Below are 21,274 nucleotides of genomic sequence, written 5' to 3'. Positions count from 1 at the left end.
CTGAAAGGAGACACCAATGAAGAAACTACTCGTACTAACCCTGATTCTGGCGCTGGCCGCACCTGTGGCCATGGCGCAGCCCGGCCAGGGCGGCGGCGATTGCGACGGACCCGGATTCGGCCCGCAGGGAATGCACCGCGGTATGGGCAAACACATGGGGCAACATGACGGTATGCCCGGCCTGCGCGCTATCCTGGCTCACGCCGATGAACTCAAACTCACCGACGAGCAACAGGATAAACTGGAAAAGATGATGACCACTTTCCAGACCGAGCGCGTCGACAAAAAAGCCGCCCTCGAAAAAGCCGAGATCAATCTGCGCGCCCTCATGCGTGATGATGCCGACCAGGGCCAGATCTTCGCCGCTATCGACCAGGTGGCAAAACTCAAAGCCGACATGAAGAAAATGCACTACACGCACTTCCAACAGGCCAAGGGAGTTTTGACCGCCGAGCAGGTCGATCAGCTTAAACAATTCCGCAAAAAAACCGCCCGCATGCGCGGCCAAAACCCGAACTGTCCCGGACCCGGACAGGGCCAGGGCCCCGGCCAAGGCATGGGTTTCGGCCCGCAGGGTGGTTGACCCCTTATATAAAGAGCACGACTGAACCTAACTTCAGTTCCTCCTTCTATTCTCACTACTCTAAGAAAGCCCGCACCGGCGGGCTTCTTTTATTGCCCCGAGCACACCATCCCTCCGGGGTGCCCCCGAATACTGCCAACCCTTCCAAAATGCGCTAAAACACACGTAGTGTGCTGCCAAATTGGCCGATTTCTGCCAAAATTGCTTGACTCGGCATGATGATAAGTCGATATTTCTATAATATGAAACAAGATACCCGAAAAATAATCGACTTCATCAGGCAGAAATCGGCGCACCCGATGAAGACCAAAGAACTGGCCAAAGCCCTCGCGATACCATCGTCCGAATACAACGCCTTCAGGAAGACAATCAAAGACCTGATCGACTCCGGTGAACTGGTCAAACTAAAACGCAACCGCCTCGGTCTTGCCTCCGAGCTTGATGTCCGCGTCGGGACTATCGTGGTCACCCGCGGCGGAGCGGGCTTTCTGGTGGTCGAGGGACAAGATGAAGACATCTTCATTCCCGCCGTCAGGCTGGGTACGGCTCTCGATGGCGACACGGTGATGGTCCGTCTCGCCGGAATAATCAGCGGCCGCCAGGCCGGCACGGTGATAAAAATAGTCCAGCGCGCCAAGCGCAACATCGTCGGCGTCTTCCACCGGGGACGCAATTTCTCATTCGTGACTCCCGATAACAAACGTTTCCATCGCGATTTGTACATCCCCTCCAATGAAACGAAGAGCGCCAAAGAAGGGGAGAAGGTGGTGGCGGTTCTCACAGCCTGGGACGATCCCCATCTTAATCCCGAAGGCAAAATCACCGAGCGGATCGGATTTCCCGGCCAGCCGGGTGTCGACATGCTCACCGTGATCAAGAATTACGACTTCCCGGAAACATTCCCCGATGAAGTCCTCTCGCAGGCGGAACTGGCCTCGGCAAGACTCACCGATGATGATCTGTCCCACCGCCTTGATTGCACCCAACACTGCGTTTACACGATAGACCCGGCTGACGCGAAAGACCACGACGACGCTGTCAGTGTAGAGAAGACGGTCGATGGCTACCGTCTATCGGTTCACATCGCCGATGTCTCCCACTTTGTCGAAGAAGGTACCGCGCTCGACAAAGAAGCTTTCCTGCGCGGCAACTCGGTTTACCTGCCCGGCATGGTGATCCCCATGCTGCCGGAGATATTGTCCAACGATGTCTGCTCGCTCAAGGTTAACCGCAAGAGACTGGCGCATTCGGTCTTTATCGACTTCGATAAGAATGGCAAGATGCTCCGGTGGACCTTCGCCGATACCATCATAAAATCGCAAGCCAAGTTGAGTTATGAAGATGTTCAGCAGTTTTTTGACACCGGCGAAGAAACTCCCGCCGTCAAAAAAGTAGCCTCCAACCTCAAAACCGCCCGGCAACTGGCGCTGCTTTTGAATAAATGGCGGTTTGCCGAAGGCTCCCTCGATTTCGATTTGCCCGAAACCAAAATCATCCTCAATAAGAAAGGCGAGGTTATCGAACTCGGCCACAAAATACGCCTTGAGTCGCATCGCCTTGTCGAGGAATTTATGCTGGCCGCCAACAGGGCGGTCGCGCTCGAAGTCTTTCGAAAGGCTCAGCCGTTTCTTTATCGCGTCCACGATAAACCGGACCTTGAACGCATCAACGAATTCTCGCACCTGATGAAACGCCTCGGGTACAATTTCCCGGTTTCGCCGGATATGAAACCGTTGGCTTTCGCGCGCTTTCTGGATAACATCAAAGATGCCCCCGAGGAAGACTTCATAAACGAACTGATGCTGCGTTCGATGAAAAAAGCGGTCTACCAGCGCGAGAATATAGGGCATTTCGGACTGGCCTTTACCCACTACACCCACTTCACGTCGCCGATCCGGCGCTACCCGGATCTCGTCGTGCACCGCCTGCTTCGCAAACTTGCTGGCGGAAAATATCCGGTCGCCTATGCGCGTAAAGTGACCACTTTCATCGACAGCGTCGGACGCCACTGCTCCGATACCGAACGCACCGCCGAATCGGCCGAGCGCGATGCTGTCAAGGTCAAACAGATGCAGTTCATGAGCAAACACGTCGGCGACCATTTCGAAGGCACCATCTCCGGCGTAACCTCCTACGGCTTCTTCGTGCGTCTCGATAACGTCGCCGTCGAAGGCATGGTCCGGGTGTCGACTATCGATGACGATTACTACCATTTCGACGAGAAGAACTACCGCATGGTCGGCCGTCGCACCGGCCGGACTTTCCGTCTCGGCGGGCGCGTCAAGGTTGGCGTGACGAGAGTCGATACCGTGGCGCAGGAGATGGACCTCTTCGTGATAGAAGAGCCAAAGAAAGCGGCTAAAAAGACCGGCCAAAAGAAAAACAAAAAAGAAAAAGAACGTCAGCCCAAACAGAAGCAGATAAAAAAGAAAAGAAAACAATAAAAGCATCTGAGCCATGTTATCCAGAGTTGTTGTTTTAGCAGATTCCCAGTCATCGGTCAGTCAACAAATCGACTGGCAACAAATCGGCATCGTCGTTCACGAAATCCCCGAACTGTATCAGACCGTCAGGGAGAAACAGATCGATATCGTACTTGTCGATGACGCCCGCGGCACTTTCAAGTACCCCGTGGCGGCTCGCATACGGCGTTACAACGGCCTGACCGAAATCTGGCATGTCGTGGCGGACAGCCATGATATCGAACCGGAGGATGATTTTATCGATGGTCACATCTCGGCGGACCTCGGCCAGGAAGGCATAATCAAGAAAGTAAAGCAGATCCTCTATCAGAAAGAGTTGCTGAGCAATTTCAAAATCATCGGCCGGTCGGCCAAGATGAAAATCGTCGCCGAAACTATCGACCGTATCGCGCCCACCGATGTTCCCGTGATGATTGTCGGACCATCAGGCTCCGGCAAGGAACTGGTGGCGCGCGCTATCCACGATAACTCCGAACGCAGCGAAAAACCGTTTGTCGCTATCAACTGCGGAGCTATCGCCGAAGGAGTGCTCGAGTCCGAACTGTTCGGCCACGAAAAAGGGGCTTTCACCGGTTCGGTATCCAAACGTGAGGGGCTGTTTCACAAGGCCGATGGCGGCACGATTTTCCTCGATGAAATCGGCGAAACCAAACCCGACATGCAAGTCAAGCTGCTTCGGGTGCTCGAAGACGGCACTTACTACCCGGTCGGATCGTCGGCAGCGCAGCGCGCCGATGTTCGCGTCGTCTCCGCCACCAACCGCGATCTCACCGAGGCTATCAGCGAGCGGGCCTTCCGCGAAGACTTATATTTCCGAATCGGCGTGGTCAAAGTTGTCCTGCCGCCGCTGTTCGAGCGCACCTGCGATATCTATCCGCTGCTTCAGCATTTCTCGCGCGGCTACCCTAAGCTGAGTTATTCCGATGCCGCTATCGAACTGCTGGTCAAGTATGACTGGCCGGGCAATGTTCGCCAGCTCAAAAATTTCGCCGACCGGATGGGCGCGCTCAAGAAAGGCGGGATGGTCGAGGTTGAGGATGTTGAGCGCTTTATCGAAGAGCAGTACAGCACCGCGCTGAATCTACCAGTTACCACCGGCAAGACTGTCGAAGAGGCCGGTCACGAGCTTATCTATCACGCCATCCTGTCTATGGGCAACGAAATCCGGATGCTCCGCGATTTGATCACATCGCATCTTCCGTCGGAAACGCCGCCCGGGGATTATTCTTCCGATGCCGCCGAGGCCACCAGGGGGATGAACATGGAGCAGATGGAGAAGATGATGATTGAGCAGATCCTCGACGAGACCAAGGGCAACCGCAAGGAGACCGCCCGCCGCCTCGGTATCGGCGAGCGAACATTGTATCGCAAGTTGAAGAAGTACGGGCTGAGCTAGATATTATCGTACCGCGTTCGTAGGGCGGGTCCTTCTTAGAACCCGCCATATTTGTCTCAAGCCGATTCCGTGGCCGGCAGATGTCCGCCCGCCAATCCGTGCCCGGCAGATGTCCCCATCTGCCGATTCCCATATTATCTCAGGCCGATTCAACCTCGCCGGTTGAGTCTTTGCGAATCAAGACATAAGACAATGATAGAAACAGCGACGCCGGCAGGGTCATGGTGAGCGTCCACGCGAGGGCTACCAGCACGATCTCTCCAAATTCACCGATCGTTGTCGGCGGCGTTTTCCAGAAATAGGCATAGGTGAACCAGAACCAGAACACCGGCACCACCAGATAGAGAAACGAACCGAGGAATGCTTTCTTAAACGGCCACTTCTGCCGGAAACATCTGACGCAGGTCAGAACGGCCGCCGCGCCCCAGACTATGCCGAGTATCCACAGGATAGCGGAATTCACAAAACCTGTCATGGCACTTGGAAACCGCCCGATAGCCAGGGTGAGCACGATGCCGACCGCGCAGAGTATCGCCGGCAGCGTGGTTACTTCATCTTTGTATTTCATCTCAACTCCAGTGTAAATAATCGAAAATTATGTGAATTGCTGCTTGCTCCCAGATGCGGTCGGACCACAAATCCTCCCATTAATGTTCTATCGGCAGATGTTCGAGGTTTCAGTACCGTGGCAATACCGCCTTGCGTGATCCGGGCGATTCCCGCCCCTGTATCGCGTGAAATATCATGCGCTTACGACCAACAACGACGCCGACCATGTGATCCAGCTCCAACAGCCCCCCAAATCCCCACTTGCCTTCAGCGACGGATTTGTCTATAATTAACCAGCGTGAAAACAGCACCGGTACGGTACCCCACCTAAAGCGTCAGCGTCAGGTGGGTCTACATTTTCCGCACAAATCCTGTCAAAATCGCTACTCAGACTATCTTCTATCGGATGCAGGCACGTTGGTAGGCTCACGCCGCGGCGTGAGCCTACCAATTCCGTTGCTTTCATCAGGCCCAAAGCAAGTTTGAGCCTGCCACCCGGAATCGGGCAGATGGGGACATCTGCCGCGCACAGAATCGGGCAGATGGGGACATCTGCCGCGCACAGAATTGCGAGCCGTCAGGTCACAATTCCGCTACGCGAAATCAGGACCTGACGGAACATAGATACAAAATTCCCCGCTTGCCTTCAGCGACGGATTTGTCTATAATTAACCAGCGTGAAAACGGCACTACTGACAGCAATGGCGCTGGTGGTATTGCTGGGGGGAGGGAGCCTTCGGACACAAGACCTCTCAACCACGATTCTGCCGTCCGAAGACGAAATCATCCAGGCCCTTCGCTCAGGCGAAATCACCTACGAGCAATATGTAATCCTTCTGGAAATAGCCGTCAACGGGCTGGACTCGTCGAATATCCACCTGCTCGATCAAATCCCCAACCTCGGCTTCTTCGGCCTCGACTCCAATTCACTCGCGTCGCAATTAGAACAGGAACAGCAGATCGCCTTCGCGACCGACAGCGCTTCAACCGCCCGAGAACCGGGCATCGTCATCGGCAGACTCCGGCACTCCTACTACCGCTATATCGAGGAATTCAGCGGCTATAATTCTCAAACGAAACTTGACCTGCGATTGCGCGACCGCATATACGCGGATTTGGCCTTCCGTCGCGACTATTACGACGAAGAAGAGATATTGCTGTCGCGCTCACTCTCTTACCGTAATCCAAAAAGTACGGTCAGGGAAATTCTCGTAGGATCCTTCTCGAGACGGTTTGGCATGGGTACCGTGTATGGCTATCGCGGCAGACTGCTTTCGTCCTCCGATGGGATCGACAGGGAGTCTTTGATGTTCCCCGACTACGGCGGCTCCAACGGCGGCCTGGTGCGTGTTGCAGCCGGAGGAGTGGACGTTCAAACAGTAGCATCGGTCGTCCGTGACGATTTGTTCCGCCTGAGCAGTGGAGCATCGATTGTTCAATTCGAACAACTGCCACTGAAACCATCGTTGCTGTTCGGAGTCAACAATCTCAAGAATCGGGAAACCGGGGAGTCGATAGACGACCTCAAGTATGGCCTGAATGTTGCGCACAGATACAAGCGGGGGAGAGTCGGCGCCGAATTCGTGTGGCAGGATGGTGCGCGGTCATCACCGGGAGCGTTCGTGATAGAGGGTCGCCACAGGTTGCATCAGGCGGAAATCAAATACGCGCTCTGGGCGTACAGCGATGAGTTTATCGATCTCTCGTCCGGTAGCAAGGCCGCAGGTTTGCGGCACAGGGATACTCTCGACGAGGTCGCTTTCCAATACAATACGAAACGCTCGGGTCAGGAAGGCGCGATGGTTAAGACAGTTGTTGACTTGAGCAGCAGACTGGAATTCGCCAACTCCGCCCTGTATGCGTCGTTTAACAGCGACACGATCAATACCCAGTGGCTGAGTGAGCTGAATCTCAAGCTCAACCGGCTCACCTTGAGCGGCAACTTTCTGACCAAGACACAACACCGGGTCGGTTCGTCGAGCGGCACGGATGTCACCCACAGGCAGACGAGACTTGTGGCCCGGTACAAGACAGACCGGTTATATTTCAGGTCGCACATTGGCTACGACACCGAGACCGGCGAGCCCGGCTACGTGTCACTTTTCACTATGTTGAAATACGAATTTAAATCATACATCCGGGTTGAACTCTGGACCAATCTTACCAGAATCGATCTCAGTGAGGGGAGAACGAATAATTGGTACGCATATGTAAAAAACAGTTTTCGGGTCGCGGGGGGGTTGTCGGTCGGAGCGAAAGTGATGCACCGATACTACCGAAACTACCTCGACCGACATCGAACGCAGATATTGCTCGACCTGGTTTATCTCTGGGGCTGATAGCAGCCGTCTTTGTTGCTGCGGCGATACTTGTAGCCGCGCCGGTGTCGGCTCAGATAATTGTCAACGAGGTTCTGGCCAACGAGCCGGGTTCGATCACCTCGCTGGAGTGGATCGAGCTGTATAATTTCGGCGAGGCGGTATCGCTCGATGGCTACGAGCTTCACAGCGATGATGATATTATAACCTTTCCGTCCGATGTAACACTCGGACAGGGCGAGTACTTCATCATCTGCAGAAGACTTTTTGCCACGGCTGCATCGCAGGGTTTCGAGTCATTCTGGGGCGACAGCTCCGGCGTCTGGGGGGATACCGAATATGAAAGCGCCTCTCAGACTCCCCTTGAGGCATCGTTCTCGCTGACGAACGAGTCCGGCAGCGTGTCGCTCTGGCACAACTTTTCGGAGGTTTCATCGCTCTCGTGGAGCCGCTCCGGTGGCGATGGTGTTTCGTGGGAAAGAGTGTTTCCGCTATCGGATAGTACGGGCCAATCGGTTCATCCGACAGGAAGTACTCCCGGCCTTCTGAATTCATTGACACCCGCCGGACACGACCTGGCCATCGCGGACATACATGTTACTCCGCACGATGGCGGGTCGATAGTAACTTTCACGATTGCCAACATGGGCCTCAATGAGGTCAGCGGAGCACAGTTGTGTGTTACCGACACAAATGGAGTGGATACAATCGATGTCATACCAGTCGAGACGCTGAAACCTGAGGATACGTTTGACCTGACAGGGGAGTACTTATTTGATCGGATATACACTCCGCTCGCCGCCGCCCTGTCGCCCGACGATCGCGATCGCAACAACAGCCGTGCGTTCGTAGCGGTGGGAGGTGATTATCCGCCGATCGTCTTGAGCGAGTTTCTGCCCAACCCGCAAGTTAACATCTACTACGAATGGGTGGAAATATATAATCATTCGAATGAGACAGTAGATATGAGCGGCTGGCAGATCGGGGACTCCGTAAGTGTGCACGGCCTGTGCGATGACTGCCTCGGTATCGGGCCGGGCGAGTATGTCGTTCTCGTCGAGTCCGAAGAGTACTTCCGCCTTTACAACCCGGATTTCGATGGTACGTGCGTGGAGCCATCAAGCTGGGCATCGCTCAATAACGAAGGTGATATAGTCAGGCTCGTCGACAGCTATGGCGTCGAAGCTGACCGTTTCCAATATACCACCGCCTTCGAAAACAATTTCACATGGAGCAGGATGATTGAGGGGGCCGATACCGGAGGATGGGGAAGGTCTCTTGCGGCAGGAGGCACACCGGGTGCGCCCAACGAGGTGGTGATTAATGCAGTCGGGTCATCCGTGAAAGTCGAGCTGTCATCATCGTATATTTCGCCCGACGGCGACGGTTTTGAAGATGTGGTTGATATCACCATAGAAGGTCCTGAAGCGGAATACTACACCGCGAGGATTTATGACCGTCAGGGGAGACTGGTAAAATGGCTGTGCGTGAAGGAGAGATATCTTCCGCCGCCAATCCAATGGGATGGTCTCTCCGATGCCGGACAGAGATTACCGATCGGGATGTACATCATCTATGTTGAGGCAGCCGGAGTGGGCGCGGTCAAGAAACCGATAGTGGTGGCGAGGTGAGCTATGAAAAGAGCAACCATCACAATCGCGGTTATTTTGCTGTCGCTTGGGCATCCGGCGGGAGCTTTCGATTTTGTCACTGCCGATGGCAACGGTATGGGTCAGACTGTCATCCTTTCGAACTCATCGGCATCGACACTCCTTCTGGCTCCCTCCGGCGGACTTATCGACCGTCAGTGGAAAGTCGATCTCGGAGCTATCCGAACATTCGATCTAAAAGAGCTTGATCGGGCGTTCATGTCCGCCGCCTATCGCCGCGGGTCGGTTACCTGCGCCGGCGGGTTTATATCGTTCGGCGACGATGATCTCTATGCCGAGAGGACAGGCAGATTGTCGGTAGCCTACCAATATGATTCGGTGAGTGTCGGCGTAAATTGCTCGTATATGCAAGTCGGCTTCGGCGGGCACTATCCGGACCTGAACGCTTTCTCAGTCGGACTGGGAGCATCTTATCGAACGAAGAAAGTTTTTGCGGCGTTTGTAGCGGAAGACATCAACTCCCCCGGACTGTATGACCACAGCGAGAGTATTCTTCCGAGGTACACGCTGTACACCGAATTGATCGGCCCCGGTTCATATTCTATCACCGGGCGAATCAGTGCTCAGAAGCGCGAGAAACCGCAGTTGGGGGCGGGGCAGAAGATCGATATTTCATCGATCGCCGCCGTTTTCTGGGGGCTTTCGACCGAGCCGTTTATTTACGGCGCCGGGCTTGAATTAATCTATAAAAGAAGTTTTATTACCTACGCGACATCGTATCATCCGACTCTCGGGTTTTCACACACCCTGTCGCTATCCTTTGCCTTTGGCAGAGAGGACTCAGAACAACCTTAGCAAGGCGTGCGCATGGCCGGCCTGACCAGAAAAGATATCGAAACCAGAGAGCAGCAGATGCTGGCTCCCTACGCCGCGTTGTCATCGCGTTCACGCGGGCGGGCCTATCCGCTCGACGAACACCCCCTGCGCACGGCATTCCAGCGCGACCGCGACCGGATTATCCATTCCTCCGCCTTCCGCCGCATGGAATACAAAACGCAGGTGTTTATTCCGCACGACCGGGATCATTTCCGCACCCGCCTGACACACACTATCGAGGTCGCGCAGATTAGCCGCACGATGGCGCGCATTCTTCGTTTGAACGAAGACCTCGCCGAGGCTATCGCGCTGGTGCACGATCTGGGGCACACCCCTTTCGGGCATTCGGGCGAGGATGTCCTCAATGACCTGCTGAAAGACAACGGCGGGTTCAACCACAACCGTCAGTCGCTTCGAGTAGTCGATATTCTCGAACAACGCTACGATGAACATCCCGGACTGAATCTTACTTATGAGGTCCGCGAGGGGATTGTCAAGCACGAGACCAAAGTGCAGATAAGGCTCCCCGAATTCAACCCGCAGGAGAAGCCCACGCTGGAGGCATCGCTGGTGGATATCGCCGATGAAATCGCCTACAACGCGCACGATATCGATGACGGGTTGTCATCGGGGATTCTCACGTTCGAGGACCTCGATCGTACCGTGTTTATGGACCAGCTCGGCCTGAAACAAACGCTCGCGAAAGCATCACCATCCGATGACAAGAGCCGCTATGCGCTGGTCCGGAGACTTCTGGATTTGATGGTCACCGATGTCGCCAATGAGACGCAGCGGCGCATTGATCGCAACAGCATTGGCAGTTTGTCCGATGTTCGTTCGGCCAAAGAGAAGTTGTGCGCCTACTCTGAGTCGACCGCAAGGACCGTGTCCGAACTGAAAGATTTTCTCAATCGCAGTTTGTACAAGCACTCCAATCTGGTGGGGATGTCCGAGTGGGCGCGCAAGATAATCGAGTGCATTTTCGCGAGAATCAAAGGGGAGACAACGCTTATGCCGCCGCGTTTTCAGGAGATGCTTCTCACCGAGGACGCCGAGATTGTCATCGCGGATTATATCGCCGGCATGACCGACCGCTTCGCCATCAAAATGTACGAAGAGCTGTGCTGAGAAGTACCCTGCCCGTCAGTCCACATCCCAGTCAATTAATTCCCATTTTTGGTGTATATCAATGGCCCCTATCTCGTAGATCGTAGAGTCGATCCATAGCATAAAATCCATGCCAGCGATTCCAATATTGGGAGCCACCTTTACTATGGAAAGGTAGCCCATACCGCTGTCGTATGAAACCGTGCCGGCGACTATCATACATTTGGGGGTCGCGTCATTGTTAAGCTCAAGTGTTGTAATCTCTACCACGCCTGCCCTCGTTTCAGTGGTGCCAGTCGGATAGAGCGCGGTCCAAGTCTTACCTAGTTCGAGCGGGAAAAACAAAGAAATCGCAACAAATGGATACCGCAGGTGCAGAGAGTCGTGTTGGTATAACACTGTTACTGTGTCGAGCATGTCGTCGCATTGCAGCTCCCATATTTGCTGAAAGGTTCCGGTACAGTCCTCCTGTCCGCAGTCATAGGCTACACTATCTGCAATCATAACTACGACAGTGCAGCGGGCTACCGAACCATCAGAAGTTGAATCAGTCAATTCGTACGTCCACGAGGTTCCGATTGAATGTGGAAAAGCGGTTAGTGGAAGCGTAAAGGTGTCCGGGTCGACAGATTTATCCCCGCAGGCCGCACAAACCAACAGACATATCGAAAAAACTCCCAATAACGTGCATCTCATACAAATTCCTCCCTGTGGTTTTTGCGAACTGGGATAAGATAAGGTCTATTACTGTAAAACGCAACATCGACCGTGTCGCCGAGTAATTCCGAAGTGCACTCTAGTAAGAATTTTTATGAACCCGTTTGCATTTATCGCTCCCTTCTTTACGCCCGCGCTTCCGTAACCTATTGAAATACAACAACGAAGCATTAGCTTTCTGTCCGGCACAGCCGTTGCATTTACTGCCGGTATGGACTGTTATTTCGGCTCATACGAACTGCCCGAGGGCAACCAGCTCGATAAATCAGCCGTGGTCATTTTCTCCATCCCGGACCTTGGCATAAAGTTCAAGGCGCCGTTCGATGGCGTCAATAACGATCACAACGATTTCGCGTCGCTTTTGGCCCTGCTGGAGTTTATCGACAGCAACCAGAAATATTTCGCGAACCACACCTACCAGATTTTTGGCAACAACAAAAAGATCATCAACCAGGTCAACAATCACGAACAACCTCCGCTGATCTTTACTCCCCTGATGCAGAAAGCCAAGGACTACCGCAAGAAATACCGCTTTTCGCTGTCGTGGATCAAGCCGGATGACAACCCGGTCTACCGCTCGCTTTTTGATTGACGCTCCCTTCGGCATGACCGTATAATGGGTGTATGCCGACTCCCCTGACATTACACAAAGATATCACCGCCGGCCGCTTTAAGCAGGCTTATTACTTTTTTGGTGAAGAGGACTATCGCATGCGCGAGGCGGAAAAATTCGTGGCCTCGCAGTTTCTTCCCGACCGCCAGGCAGCCACCAATCTTTACAAAATCGACGGACGTCAGACCAAAGCGCCGGATTTGATGGCGAAGCTTGCCAACCTGCCCATGCTGGGGGAGAAGCAGGTCTTTTTCGTGCGCGATTTCCAGAGCTACAAACCCACCGAAATCACCCGCGTGCTCGAACTGCTGTCGCCGCCCGACCCGAACCGGATTATAATATTCTCCAGCCCATCGACCCGCACCCCCAAACGAAATTCCGCTTTCCTCAATTCGATGTCAAAAGTGGCCGAGGTTATCGAATTCAAGCGACTCACCTTCGAGGATACCGCCGGCCAGATCCGCGGCAGGCTCCAGAAGGAAGGGATAGCCATCAACCCCGATGCCCTGCGAATGCTGGCCGAGCTTCTCGGCGGAAGTCGCGGAGCTATGGAAGTGGAGATCGGCAAGCTGATAAATTTCAAATCAAGCGGCGAGACGGTCGAAATCGAAGATATCAAAAAGATCTCCGCCGGCTACGAGGTTTTCGGTATCTTCGATCTGGCCGATTATGTCGTCGCCGGAAATACCAGAAAAGTCCTCCAGATGGTGCGTACGCTTCTTTCCGAGGGCAACTCCCCGGCCACGCTGACTACCCTGATGCAGCAGCATTTCAGCTCGCTATACCTTGTCAAGCACGGCAAAAACCCTATTGGAAATCGCGACCGCATCGTCTACAAACTGAAGCGTCAGGCCGATCGCTACTCCAATGAGCGCCTTGAGGATATCATAATCGAAATCGCCGACGCCGATAAAATGCTCCGCCACAAGGGCATCAAGCCGGAAACCACGCTGGAAATGCTGGCCATGACGCTGGCTGGCGAAAATAAACCGCAAAACGGGTGATATTATTCGGGAAGAAAGCGACATCACTTCTGTAAATACAGAAGGAGGCAAGGTTTCTGAAAAGAAACTGGTCGAGGCGGCCCAGAATGGCGACAAGAAGGCTTACGGTCAACTTATAAGGCTCCACCAGAAACGGCTTTTCAGGTATATCTATGGTTTGCTCAAGTCTTTCGACGCTACCGAAGACATAGTACAGGAAGCATTTGTGAAAGCTTTTGATAACATAAAGACATTCCGCACCGAATACGCGTTCTACCCCTGGCTGTCCACTATCGCTCGCAATCTGGCCTACAACCAGATTCACCGCGAAGAGAAGAAAGAGTCGCTCGATGAACTCAGCGACAAAGGCTTCAACCCCGAAAGCACCGAACTCGGCCCGCTGGAGAAGCTGCTTAACGACGAAGGGCACAAGCGGTTTTACCAGGCTCTGATGACTCTGCCGGTAAAATTCCGCTCGGTGTTCGTGCTGAGGCATTTCGAGCAGATGGATTATGCCGCTATCGCCAGCTACCTGAAAATACCTCCCGGAACGGTGGATTCGCGCCTTTATCGAGCAAGGATGTTGCTTATGGAGAAGCTAAAGGATTTATTGGATCAGTAGGTTTAATATATGGAACACTCATATTTCAAAGATAAAATCTCGGCGTACCACGATGGTGAACTAAAGCACGAAGAAGAGCACCTGATTGCCGAGCATATCAAGACCTGCGAAGAATGCCAGCAGCTCCTGCGCGAACTCGAGGCTTTCGATCGGATGGTGGAAAAACATTCGGGTCTCAAAGACGATGACTACTGGGAACGTTCCGCGCGGAAGATCGAACAGGCTCTCGGAGCGCAGCAGGTGAAGACCGAAGTTGTGGATGTGAAAAAGTCGTCGTGGTACGGGCTTGGATGGAAACTCGCGAGCGTGGCCGCCACTGTTGCTATTATCGCCTTCATTGCCCTCTACGAGACCGATATCACCGACAACGTGAACATAGAAATCAAGCCGCGAGCCAGGTCTCAGAGCATAGAACTGGCCCCTCTGGGCGATTCCTCGGTAGTGATGGGTGATACCGAGGCGGCTCAAACCCAGCCGGAACTCGAGGCCGACCTTGGCGCCGATACCCTCGTTGCCACCAGGGAAGAACTTTTGCAGATGAGACATGAGCAACCCTATGACGAAACCGGAGCGATCGCCGATGAACCCTCTGCTGTCGTATCGAAAGAAAAAACGGTTGTGAAGGTCGAGGCCAAGGACGATTTGAAAGTACTCGAAGTGCCCGATGAATCTCCTGCTGAACCGTTTCCATATACCCAGAGTCCCGGAAATCTGGCGACAAAAGAGGCCGGCAGGATAGCCACTTCTCACGATATCCTCAAGAAGGAGAGCGAAACCAAGACTCCGCCTCCGGCGGTTAGCATAATGGACTCCGATGCTGTCTCCGGGTATGTTTCGAAAACTGATGCCGGCCGCAAGGCTGCTGCCGCGTCGAAAATAGCCGAAACCGATACCTCACAGCCAACTCTCGAAGAGTGGCGAGCCAAACGGGACTCGCTCGCGGCGGTGGTGTCCTCTACCGACATAGGGATACTCATGGAGAACGAAATGCTGTTGACGGCCAAAGCCAAAGACCTCGACAAAAAAGCTCAAGCGGCTCTGGTCGATTCTCTCTCAACGGAATTCGCCCAACACGACCCGCAGTTCCTTCTGCTGGAAAGCCACTATCAGGTGGGTCTGTTGACAGACGACAAGAAAGAGTATGAGCGCTCTATCGATGCCCTGCGGGAGTATCTGGATAAAGATGATTCGGTGTATAAGTTAAACGCCGCCTGGTATATTCAGCAACTAGAGCAAAGAAAGTGGTAGGAGGCCAGCGATCACTACTAACCGATTGCCAATGAGTAGATTATCCTCAGACCACGGCGCCGGTCACGACGCAGCCATTCCACCTTTCGAAAACTTTCCGCTTCGGCTTTCGTATACTATACCAGAACTCAACAGTGCGTGGTAGAAACGGAGGCTTCAATGGAAAAGCGGCTTTACAGGTCATCGACCAATAAGATCATCGCCGGTCTCTGCGGCGGTCTCGGCCAATACATGGACATCGATCCGGTAATACTCCGATTGATTTCCGTAATACTTATCTTTGCCACCGGCGGAGTGGCCATTCTGGTCTATTTTATCGCCTGGCTCATAGTACCCAAAGCGGAGGAGGAATCGATGCTCCATCAGGCTACGTCCGACCAACCCGTCTCCAACCAATCCAACTCGATATCTTCGTGGAAAGGATTCTGGCCGGGAATTATTCTCATCAGCATTGGCTTGCTGCTCGTCATGAGAGAAACCTGGTACTGGTTTCACTGGGACGAACTGTGGCCCATAATTCTCATAGGAGCAGGACTGTATCTTATCCTTCGGCGCAATCGCAAGAGGAAGCAGGTGGATAACTCCAATATGACGTCATTTGCCAACAATCACGAGCCTAAAACAGAAAACGGAGGGTCGATCTCATGAGTCCGGCGCGCTTCAGATGGGGAATTCTCCTTATCCAGATTGGCGTGTTGATTATGCTGGCGAATCTGGATGTGATTAACTTCAACTTCCTGTTCGATTTTCTCGTCTTCTTCGCCATCGTTCTGATCTTCGTCGGTATCGAGAAAATCTTCACCAAAACCAAACTGCAGCTCATATCCTACCTGACTTCGGTCGGAATTTTCGTGGTCGGGCTGGCGTTGGCGTTCAACAGCAGCTATGGCGGCCAGTCAGGGAGCTATCTGTCAGAAACCACGTACCGCGCGGATTTTGATCCACAGGTGAAGAAAATCAGGGCCGTTCTCGACTGCGATGGCACCGATCTTACTATTCGCGATGCCGGCACAGACATGGTATATGGACGTTTCGACCGGTTCACGCAAAAACCGAAGATAAACTTCGAAGTTGTTGATGATATCGCTCAGGTCGAATTGAGAGGACGCTCCGGCAAATTCCTCATCGGATCGGTCGAATTCGATACCGGCGATCCGCAGGATTGGTACCTTCGCTTTGCCGACAATGTCCCGCTTGATCTGGAGTGTATCGGCGACGAGTCCGATATGCACCTGAATATGTCAACCTCGCGCCTGGAGAGACTTAAGGTCGAGGCCGATGACGCCAGGATATATGTCAAAATCGGTACCCTCGAGCCGCTGGTCACGGTTAATATCAGCGGCGCGGATTCCGAGCTCAAATTGCGCGTTCCCGAGGATGTCGGACTGAAAATTCTGGGACGTAATTATGAGTCGTATCTCACAACGATCGGTATGATCGAGGCCGATGACGGTTCCTTCATTTCGGCGGGGTACGACACGGTCGCCACGAAAGTGGAAATCAATGTCGACGAGCGTCTTCAGTCGTTCGTTCTTGACTATTTCTAAAATCCCGGGTCACTGATAGCTGATTCAAAAGCGGCGGCAACGTCGCTTTTTTAATTGTATGAGCGACGCAAATTTGTTACTTTCAGTCATCAGGTCACAGAAGTTATTACTTAAACAAAAGCAGGGGATAAACATGAAACGGACACTGGTCCTGATTATCGGGCTGGCAATCACTCTCAGTTGCTCCGGCGACAAAACAGAAACTTCCGAAAGAGAGGTACTGCGGGTTGGCACCGATGCCACCTATCCACCCTTCGAATCTGTCGACACCGAAACCGGGCAACCAGCCGGATTTGATATAGACCTGATGACCGCCTTGTGTGAACTGAACGGATGGAAACCGGAGTTCATCGTCACGCCATTCGACGGCATTATCCCCGGACTGCGGAGCAAGAAGTACGATGCCGTCATTTCAGCTGTGACCATAACTCCCGAACGCGCCGCGGTGGTCGATTTCACCAACCCGTACTATCTGGCCGGTCAAACTATAGCGGTTCCCCTCGACGATACCGTGATTCTCGGCGTGGAAAACTTGGTTAGCAAAAGAGTAGGCGTCCAACTCGGCACCACGGGCGAGTTGATGGCGAAGCGGATCGATGGTCTGCAGGTTTTTTCCTATGACAACATCGGCGCCGCCTTCATCGACATGTCCAACGGTAATCTCGATGCCGTACTGAATGACTTTCCTACCACACAGGCTTATATTTCCAAACACGGTACCGCCAAAACGGTGGGTGAAAAACTCTCGACAGAATACTACGGTATAGCCGTGAGAAAATCCGATAACGAATTACTCGGTCAGTTGAACAAGGCTCTTGAGGAATTCAAGGCCGGGGATGGCTACGCGGAGCTTCATGTGAAATGGTTCGGGGTGCCTCCGCCTGATGGGCTGTCGCTCGATACACTGTCGGGTGGCGAGTCACAGTGAGTTCTGCCGGTGGCCGATAGAACACCTTTTTGTAGAGTTAATCACGATGAACGACCTGAAGCTTAACCTTCCGAGGCTCAAAGGAAAAATAATCGCCATTGATGGTCCCGCCGGCTCCGGCAAATCCACCACCGCGCGCAAACTGGCGGCCCGCCTCGGCTTCACTTACCTTGATACCGGCGCCATGTACCGGGCGCTGACTTACTTTGCCCTGCAAACGAACATTTCTCCCTCCGACTGCGCCAAACTTACCGCCCTGGCCGAGAAAGTCCCGATTGAGTTTGAGACCGGCGAGGAGGTCAACAAGGTGTTCATAAACGGGCAGGATGTTACCGAGGAAATTCGCTCCCCGGAGGTGACCAGACACGTCTCCGAAGTCTCCGCCCACAAAGGTGTCCGGAAGGCGATGGTGGCGCTTCAGCAGAAACTGGCCGAGAATGGTTCCATTGTGGCCGAAGGTCGCGATACCACAACGGTGGTTTTCCCGCGCGCCGACCTCAAAGTATATCTGTCAGCCTCGGTGAAAGAACGCGCCAGCCGCCGATTGATCGATTTGACCAAGATGGGCGTCAGCACCACGCTTGAAGAGCAGATGGCCGATATCCAGAGACGCGACGATTACGACTCTAGTCGCAAACACTCGCCGCTTACGAAGGCCCGCGATGCCTTCACGGTCGATACCACCGATATGACTGTCGAGGGACAGGTCGATTACATAATCTCGCTTATCCGTCAGGTACTCAAATAAGTCATGAAGATTCTCTACTATGCCGGCTGGTCATTGACCCGGCTGGTGTCCAAATTGCTTTTTCGCATCGAGATTACCGGTACGGAAAATATCCCGCCCACGGGAGGCTTCATAATAGCCACCAATCACCGATCATATTTCGATCCTCTTCTCGCCGGAAGTTGGCTGCGCCGCCAGGTATATTTTCTGGGCAAGGCCGAGCTGTTCAAGAATAAGCTCTTCGGCTGGGTTATCACTCGCACCAACGCTTTGCCGGTAAAACGCGGCACGATAGACCGAAATGCCGTTAAGCTGTGTGTCGAGGTGATAGAGAAGGGTTACGGACTGACGGTTTTTCCCGAAGGAACCCGGGCCCGGGGGGTCGACTTCCTGTCGCCTAAACCCGGTATCGGCATCATAGCCACCCAGACCAAAGTTCCCATTGTGCCGGCCTATATCCATGGCTCCAACAGACTTAAGAGTTGTTTCCTGGGCTTGCGGGAACGCATGGGGATGTTTATCGGTCCGCCCATTCCCGCGGAACAGGTGGCTTCTTTTCCCGCCAACAAAGAAGGCTATTTTCAACTGGCCGAGCTGGTCATGAGCCGGATCAAAGAGATCCAGAGCCAAATGCGCCCCGCTAAGTAATCCGTCCGACAAGCCGATGATAGATTTTAGCATACGGGCTAAAAAAGCGCTTGTAAATTGCTGAGATTTTGTTATATAGCAAAACCGCTACGGGTCATATCTCCAGGCTCTGGCGGCTCCGATGGTTTTCCGAAAGGAAAAATCCAAAACCATCGGGGAAAGTCTTAAGGAGGTTCTCTACCGTTAATGGCAGAAGCCAAAAAAACCAGACCCACAGCTGCGTCTGCTAAAGTTTCAAAACGCAAAGCCGGCACAGCTCGAAAAACCAAAAAAACCAAAACCAAAATCACCAAGACCGACTCCCAGAACGAACAGGTTACCGCTGTAGTCGAACGGGATCGGCAAGACGAACGCGTTGTTACCGATCGTCACCGGCGCGTTGCCGAGAAAGCCAAAGAGCGCTCGGAGGTACCGGAAACCGGTGAACCCGAAGTTCAGAGAATGCGGATTACCGATGTATCCGGCGTCATCTATGATGACCCCGAATACAAGAAGATGGTCGATATGTACGACTCGACCATAAAGGCTATCCGCGAAGGTGAAATCGTGTCCGGAACCATTCTCGGTGTGAACCGCGATGACGTCATCGTCGATGTCGGGTTCAAGTCCGAGGGGATTATCCCGATCAACGAATTCCCCATGCCTCTCAACATCAAGGTAGGCGATCCTATCGATGTCTATCTCGAGCAGATCGAGGACAGCAACGGTCAGCTCATCCTGTCCAAGCAGAAGGCCGACTTCATGCGCGTGTGGGATAGAATTCGCGACATCCATGACTCCGGTGAAGAAGTTACCGGAACGGTCATGCGTCGCATCAAGGGCGGACTCGTTGTCGATGTCATGGGCGTCGATGCCTTCCTGCCCGGTTCACAGGTGGCCCTGCGGCAGGTGCCGGATTTTGACGCTCTTATCAACGCGGAAATGACTCTCAAGATCATCAAAATCAACAAGGCCCGCCGCAATATCGTCGTCTCCCGCCGCGTTGTCCTCGAAGAGGAACGCGACAGCATGCGCGAAAGGCTTCTCGATGAAATCGCGGTCGATCAGGTTCGCCAGGGTATCGTCAAAAATATCACCGATTTCGGCGTCTTTATCGATCTGGGCGGTGTCGACGGCCTTCTCCATATCACCGATATGTCATGGGGCCGCATCCGCCATCCTTCCGAGATGGTCAACCTGGGCGACAAGATCGATGTTAAGATTCTGGATATCGATGATAAGACCTCCCGAATTTCGCTCGGTCTCAAACAGATGACGCCGTACCCGTGGGAAAACATCACCGAGAAATATCCCATTGGCACCAAGGTGACCGGACGGGTAGTCTCTATCACCGATTACGGCGCCTTTGTCGAACTCGAAAAAGGCATCGAGGGATTGATTCATATTTCCGAAATGTCCTGGACCCAGCACATCAAACACCCGTCGAAGATCATGAATGTCAATGATGCTGTCGAGGCGGTGGTGCTGTCTGTCGACAAGGAAAACGAGAAGATTTCGCTGGGTATCAAACAGATGGAGCCCGATCCGTGGGAAACCATCGACCACAAATACCCGATCGGCAAAATCATCTCCGGAAAAGTCCGCAACCTGACCGCCTTCGGCGCCTTCGTTGAGCTCGAAGAGGGGATCGACGGACTGGTTCATATCTCCGATATGTCCTGGACCAAACGCATCCAGCATCCTTCGGAAGTCATGAAGAAGGGTGACCGGGTCGACGTCAAGGTTATCAAGATTGACCACGAAAACCGTCGCATCTCGCTCGGTCTGAAACAGCTCAGCGAAGACCCGTGGAACGAGATTGCCCGCAAATACGCTGTCGGCACCGAATGTCTCGGTACCATTACTAAAGTGATGGATCGCGGCGTGGTGGTGGATCTCGACAACACGGTCGAAGGTTTTGTCCCGACCGCCCAGCTGGGCAACAAGGACATGACCGACCCGACCGGCGTGTTCAAAGAAGGCGAGCAGATTCCGCTTCAGGTGATCGAGTTCGAACGCCATCAGCACAAAATCGTGCTCTCGGTGTCGGCTTACTACCGCAAGCGGGAACGGGCTGAGCTCGATGAGTTCCTTACGAAGCATCCGGTGGGCAGCAGCACGGCCTTGGCCGATGCCATGCCCGATGAACTGAAGCAGGCGCGCGTGGAAGAAGGCTATTCGGCCGAAGACACCCAGCCTATAAAAGCTTCAGCGGAGACTGCTGAAGGAAAAGCTTCGAAAGGCGAATCAAAAGAGACACAAGAGTAGCCTTGCGGTCGATTGACCGAAGCTGCTTTAAGGATAGAAAGCAGGCTAAGCGATTAGCCTGCTTTTTCATTT

At 53.5% G+C, this 21,274-nt stretch carries 19 protein-coding genes; 17 read left to right on the top strand and 2 right to left on the bottom strand.

From position 1 onward, the window contains the following. The first annotated feature begins 16 nt into the window (after positions 1-16). From AB1483_04780 to AB1483_04770, 3 genes are all read left to right on the top strand, one after another. Positions 17-583, top strand: a complete 567-nt coding sequence (locus tag AB1483_04780; GenBank protein ID MEW6411774.1) for a hypothetical protein — start codon at positions 17-19, stop codon at positions 581-583. 242 nt (positions 584-825) lie between these two features. Next, positions 826-3,027, top strand: coding sequence for a ribonuclease R (rnr, locus tag AB1483_04775; protein MEW6411773.1), 2,202 nt, complete (start codon positions 826-828; stop codon positions 3,025-3,027). Between the two features lie 13 nt (positions 3,028-3,040). Next, positions 3,041-4,462 (top strand): sigma-54 dependent transcriptional regulator, encoded by a 1,422-nt coding sequence (locus AB1483_04770; GenBank protein MEW6411772.1) that lies wholly within the window; start codon positions 3,041-3,043, stop codon positions 4,460-4,462. A 139-nt stretch (positions 4,463-4,601) separates the two neighbouring features. Here the strand turns inward: AB1483_04770 and AB1483_04765 are convergent, their stop codons facing one another. Next, the gene (locus AB1483_04765; GenBank protein MEW6411771.1) at positions 4,602-5,030 is read right to left on the bottom strand and encodes a hypothetical protein; all 429 of its coding nucleotides are present in this window, start codon (positions 5,028-5,030) and stop codon (positions 4,602-4,604) included. 658 nt (positions 5,031-5,688) lie between these two features. Between AB1483_04765 and AB1483_04760 the strand changes: the two genes are divergently transcribed. The 4 genes from AB1483_04760 to AB1483_04745 are packed head-to-tail and all read left to right on the top strand — an operon-like array spanning position 5,689 to position 10,943. Beyond that, a complete protein-coding gene (locus AB1483_04760; protein ID MEW6411770.1) occupies positions 5,689-7,350 on the top strand; it encodes a hypothetical protein in 1,662 nt (553 codons plus the stop codon). Positions 7,351-7,394: 44 nt separating this feature from the next. After that, entirely contained in the window at positions 7,395-8,960 is a 1,566-nt protein-coding gene (locus AB1483_04755; GenBank protein MEW6411769.1) for a lamin tail domain-containing protein, read from the top strand. A gap of 3 nt (positions 8,961-8,963) precedes the next feature. Further along, positions 8,964-9,794 (top strand): hypothetical protein, encoded by an 831-nt coding sequence (locus tag AB1483_04750; GenBank protein MEW6411768.1) that lies wholly within the window; start codon positions 8,964-8,966, stop codon positions 9,792-9,794. 12 nt (positions 9,795-9,806) lie between these two features. Next, complete coding sequence (locus AB1483_04745) at positions 9,807-10,943, top strand: deoxyguanosinetriphosphate triphosphohydrolase (GenBank protein ID MEW6411767.1); 1,137 nt, start codon at positions 9,807-9,809, stop codon at positions 10,941-10,943. A 15-nt stretch (positions 10,944-10,958) separates the two neighbouring features. On the opposite strand, the gene AB1483_04740 is transcribed toward AB1483_04745, so the two are convergent. After that, positions 10,959-11,618 (bottom strand): hypothetical protein, encoded by a 660-nt coding sequence (locus AB1483_04740; protein MEW6411766.1) that lies wholly within the window; start codon positions 11,616-11,618, stop codon positions 10,959-10,961. A 232-nt stretch (positions 11,619-11,850) separates the two neighbouring features. Here AB1483_04740 and AB1483_04735 point away from each other — a divergent pair, with 232 nt between their 5' ends. From AB1483_04735 to rpsA, 10 genes are all read left to right on the top strand, one after another. Next, positions 11,851-12,231: a hypothetical protein gene (locus AB1483_04735; GenBank protein ID MEW6411765.1), complete on the top strand. Its 381-nt coding sequence runs from the start codon at positions 11,851-11,853 to the stop codon at positions 12,229-12,231. 32 nt (positions 12,232-12,263) lie between these two features. Then, a complete protein-coding gene (gene holA / locus AB1483_04730; protein MEW6411764.1) occupies positions 12,264-13,256 on the top strand; it encodes a DNA polymerase III subunit delta in 993 nt (330 codons plus the stop codon). Further along, on the top strand, positions 13,228-13,857 hold the full coding sequence (locus AB1483_04725; GenBank protein ID MEW6411763.1) for a sigma-70 family RNA polymerase sigma factor: 630 nt from the start codon (positions 13,228-13,230) through the stop codon (positions 13,855-13,857). The genes holA and AB1483_04725 overlap by 29 nt, the downstream gene beginning before the upstream one ends. Before the next feature lie 9 nt (positions 13,858-13,866). Next, positions 13,867-15,105 carry a zf-HC2 domain-containing protein gene (locus tag AB1483_04720; protein ID MEW6411762.1) on the top strand — a complete coding sequence of 413 codons (1,239 nt, stop codon included), beginning with the start codon at positions 13,867-13,869 and terminating at the stop codon, positions 15,103-15,105. A gap of 159 nt (positions 15,106-15,264) precedes the next feature. Next, positions 15,265-15,753, top strand: a complete 489-nt coding sequence (locus tag AB1483_04715) for a PspC domain-containing protein (GenBank protein MEW6411761.1) — start codon at positions 15,265-15,267, stop codon at positions 15,751-15,753. Continuing rightward, positions 15,750-16,652 (top strand): hypothetical protein, encoded by a 903-nt coding sequence (locus AB1483_04710; GenBank protein MEW6411760.1) that lies wholly within the window; start codon positions 15,750-15,752, stop codon positions 16,650-16,652. The genes AB1483_04715 and AB1483_04710 overlap by 4 nt, the downstream gene beginning before the upstream one ends. A 133-nt stretch (positions 16,653-16,785) precedes the next feature. After that, the gene (locus AB1483_04705; GenBank protein ID MEW6411759.1) at positions 16,786-17,580 is read left to right on the top strand and encodes a basic amino acid ABC transporter substrate-binding protein; all 795 of its coding nucleotides are present in this window, start codon (positions 16,786-16,788) and stop codon (positions 17,578-17,580) included. Positions 17,581-17,626: 46 nt separating this feature from the next. Then, positions 17,627-18,328 carry a (d)CMP kinase gene (cmk, locus tag AB1483_04700; GenBank protein MEW6411758.1) on the top strand — a complete coding sequence of 234 codons (702 nt, stop codon included), beginning with the start codon at positions 17,627-17,629 and terminating at the stop codon, positions 18,326-18,328. Between the two features lie 3 nt (positions 18,329-18,331). After that, complete coding sequence (locus AB1483_04695) at positions 18,332-18,955, top strand: lysophospholipid acyltransferase family protein (GenBank protein MEW6411757.1); 624 nt, start codon at positions 18,332-18,334, stop codon at positions 18,953-18,955. 186 nt (positions 18,956-19,141) lie between these two features. Then, positions 19,142-21,202, top strand: coding sequence for a 30S ribosomal protein S1 (gene rpsA / locus AB1483_04690; protein MEW6411756.1), 2,061 nt, complete (start codon positions 19,142-19,144; stop codon positions 21,200-21,202). Positions 21,203-21,274: the final 72 nt, after the last annotated feature.

The organism is Candidatus Zixiibacteriota bacterium (assembly GCA_040756055.1).
Classification (GTDB): Bacteria; Zixibacteria; MSB-5A5; order GN15; family FEB-12.
Note: the sequence above shows the minus strand (reverse complement) of the source record. Positions and strands in the feature narration are given on the sequence as shown.

Coding starts and splice junctions, on each gene's coding strand:
- AB1483_04780 (MEW6411774.1), top strand. CDS start 17: ATGAAGAAACTACTCGTACTAACCCTGATTCTGGCGCTGGCCGCACCT.
- rnr (MEW6411773.1), top strand. CDS start 826: ATGAAACAAGATACCCGAAAAATAATCGACTTCATCAGGCAGAAATCG.
- AB1483_04770 (MEW6411772.1), top strand. CDS start 3,041: ATGTTATCCAGAGTTGTTGTTTTAGCAGATTCCCAGTCATCGGTCAGT.
- AB1483_04765 (MEW6411771.1), bottom strand. CDS start 5,030: ATGAAATACAAAGATGAAGTAACCACGCTGCCGGCGATACTCTGCGCG.
- AB1483_04750 (MEW6411768.1), top strand. CDS start 8,964: ATGAAAAGAGCAACCATCACAATCGCGGTTATTTTGCTGTCGCTTGGG.
- AB1483_04745 (MEW6411767.1), top strand. CDS start 9,807: ATGGCCGGCCTGACCAGAAAAGATATCGAAACCAGAGAGCAGCAGATG.
- AB1483_04740 (MEW6411766.1), bottom strand. CDS start 11,618: ATGAGATGCACGTTATTGGGAGTTTTTTCGATATGTCTGTTGGTTTGT.
- AB1483_04735 (MEW6411765.1), top strand. CDS start 11,851: ATGGACTGTTATTTCGGCTCATACGAACTGCCCGAGGGCAACCAGCTC.
- holA (MEW6411764.1), top strand. CDS start 12,264: ATGCCGACTCCCCTGACATTACACAAAGATATCACCGCCGGCCGCTTT.
- AB1483_04720 (MEW6411762.1), top strand. CDS start 13,867: ATGGAACACTCATATTTCAAAGATAAAATCTCGGCGTACCACGATGGT.
- AB1483_04715 (MEW6411761.1), top strand. CDS start 15,265: ATGGAAAAGCGGCTTTACAGGTCATCGACCAATAAGATCATCGCCGGT.
- AB1483_04710 (MEW6411760.1), top strand. CDS start 15,750: ATGAGTCCGGCGCGCTTCAGATGGGGAATTCTCCTTATCCAGATTGGC.
- AB1483_04705 (MEW6411759.1), top strand. CDS start 16,786: ATGAAACGGACACTGGTCCTGATTATCGGGCTGGCAATCACTCTCAGT.
- cmk (MEW6411758.1), top strand. CDS start 17,627: ATGAACGACCTGAAGCTTAACCTTCCGAGGCTCAAAGGAAAAATAATC.
- AB1483_04695 (MEW6411757.1), top strand. CDS start 18,332: ATGAAGATTCTCTACTATGCCGGCTGGTCATTGACCCGGCTGGTGTCC.
- rpsA (MEW6411756.1), top strand. CDS start 19,142: ATGGCAGAAGCCAAAAAAACCAGACCCACAGCTGCGTCTGCTAAAGTT.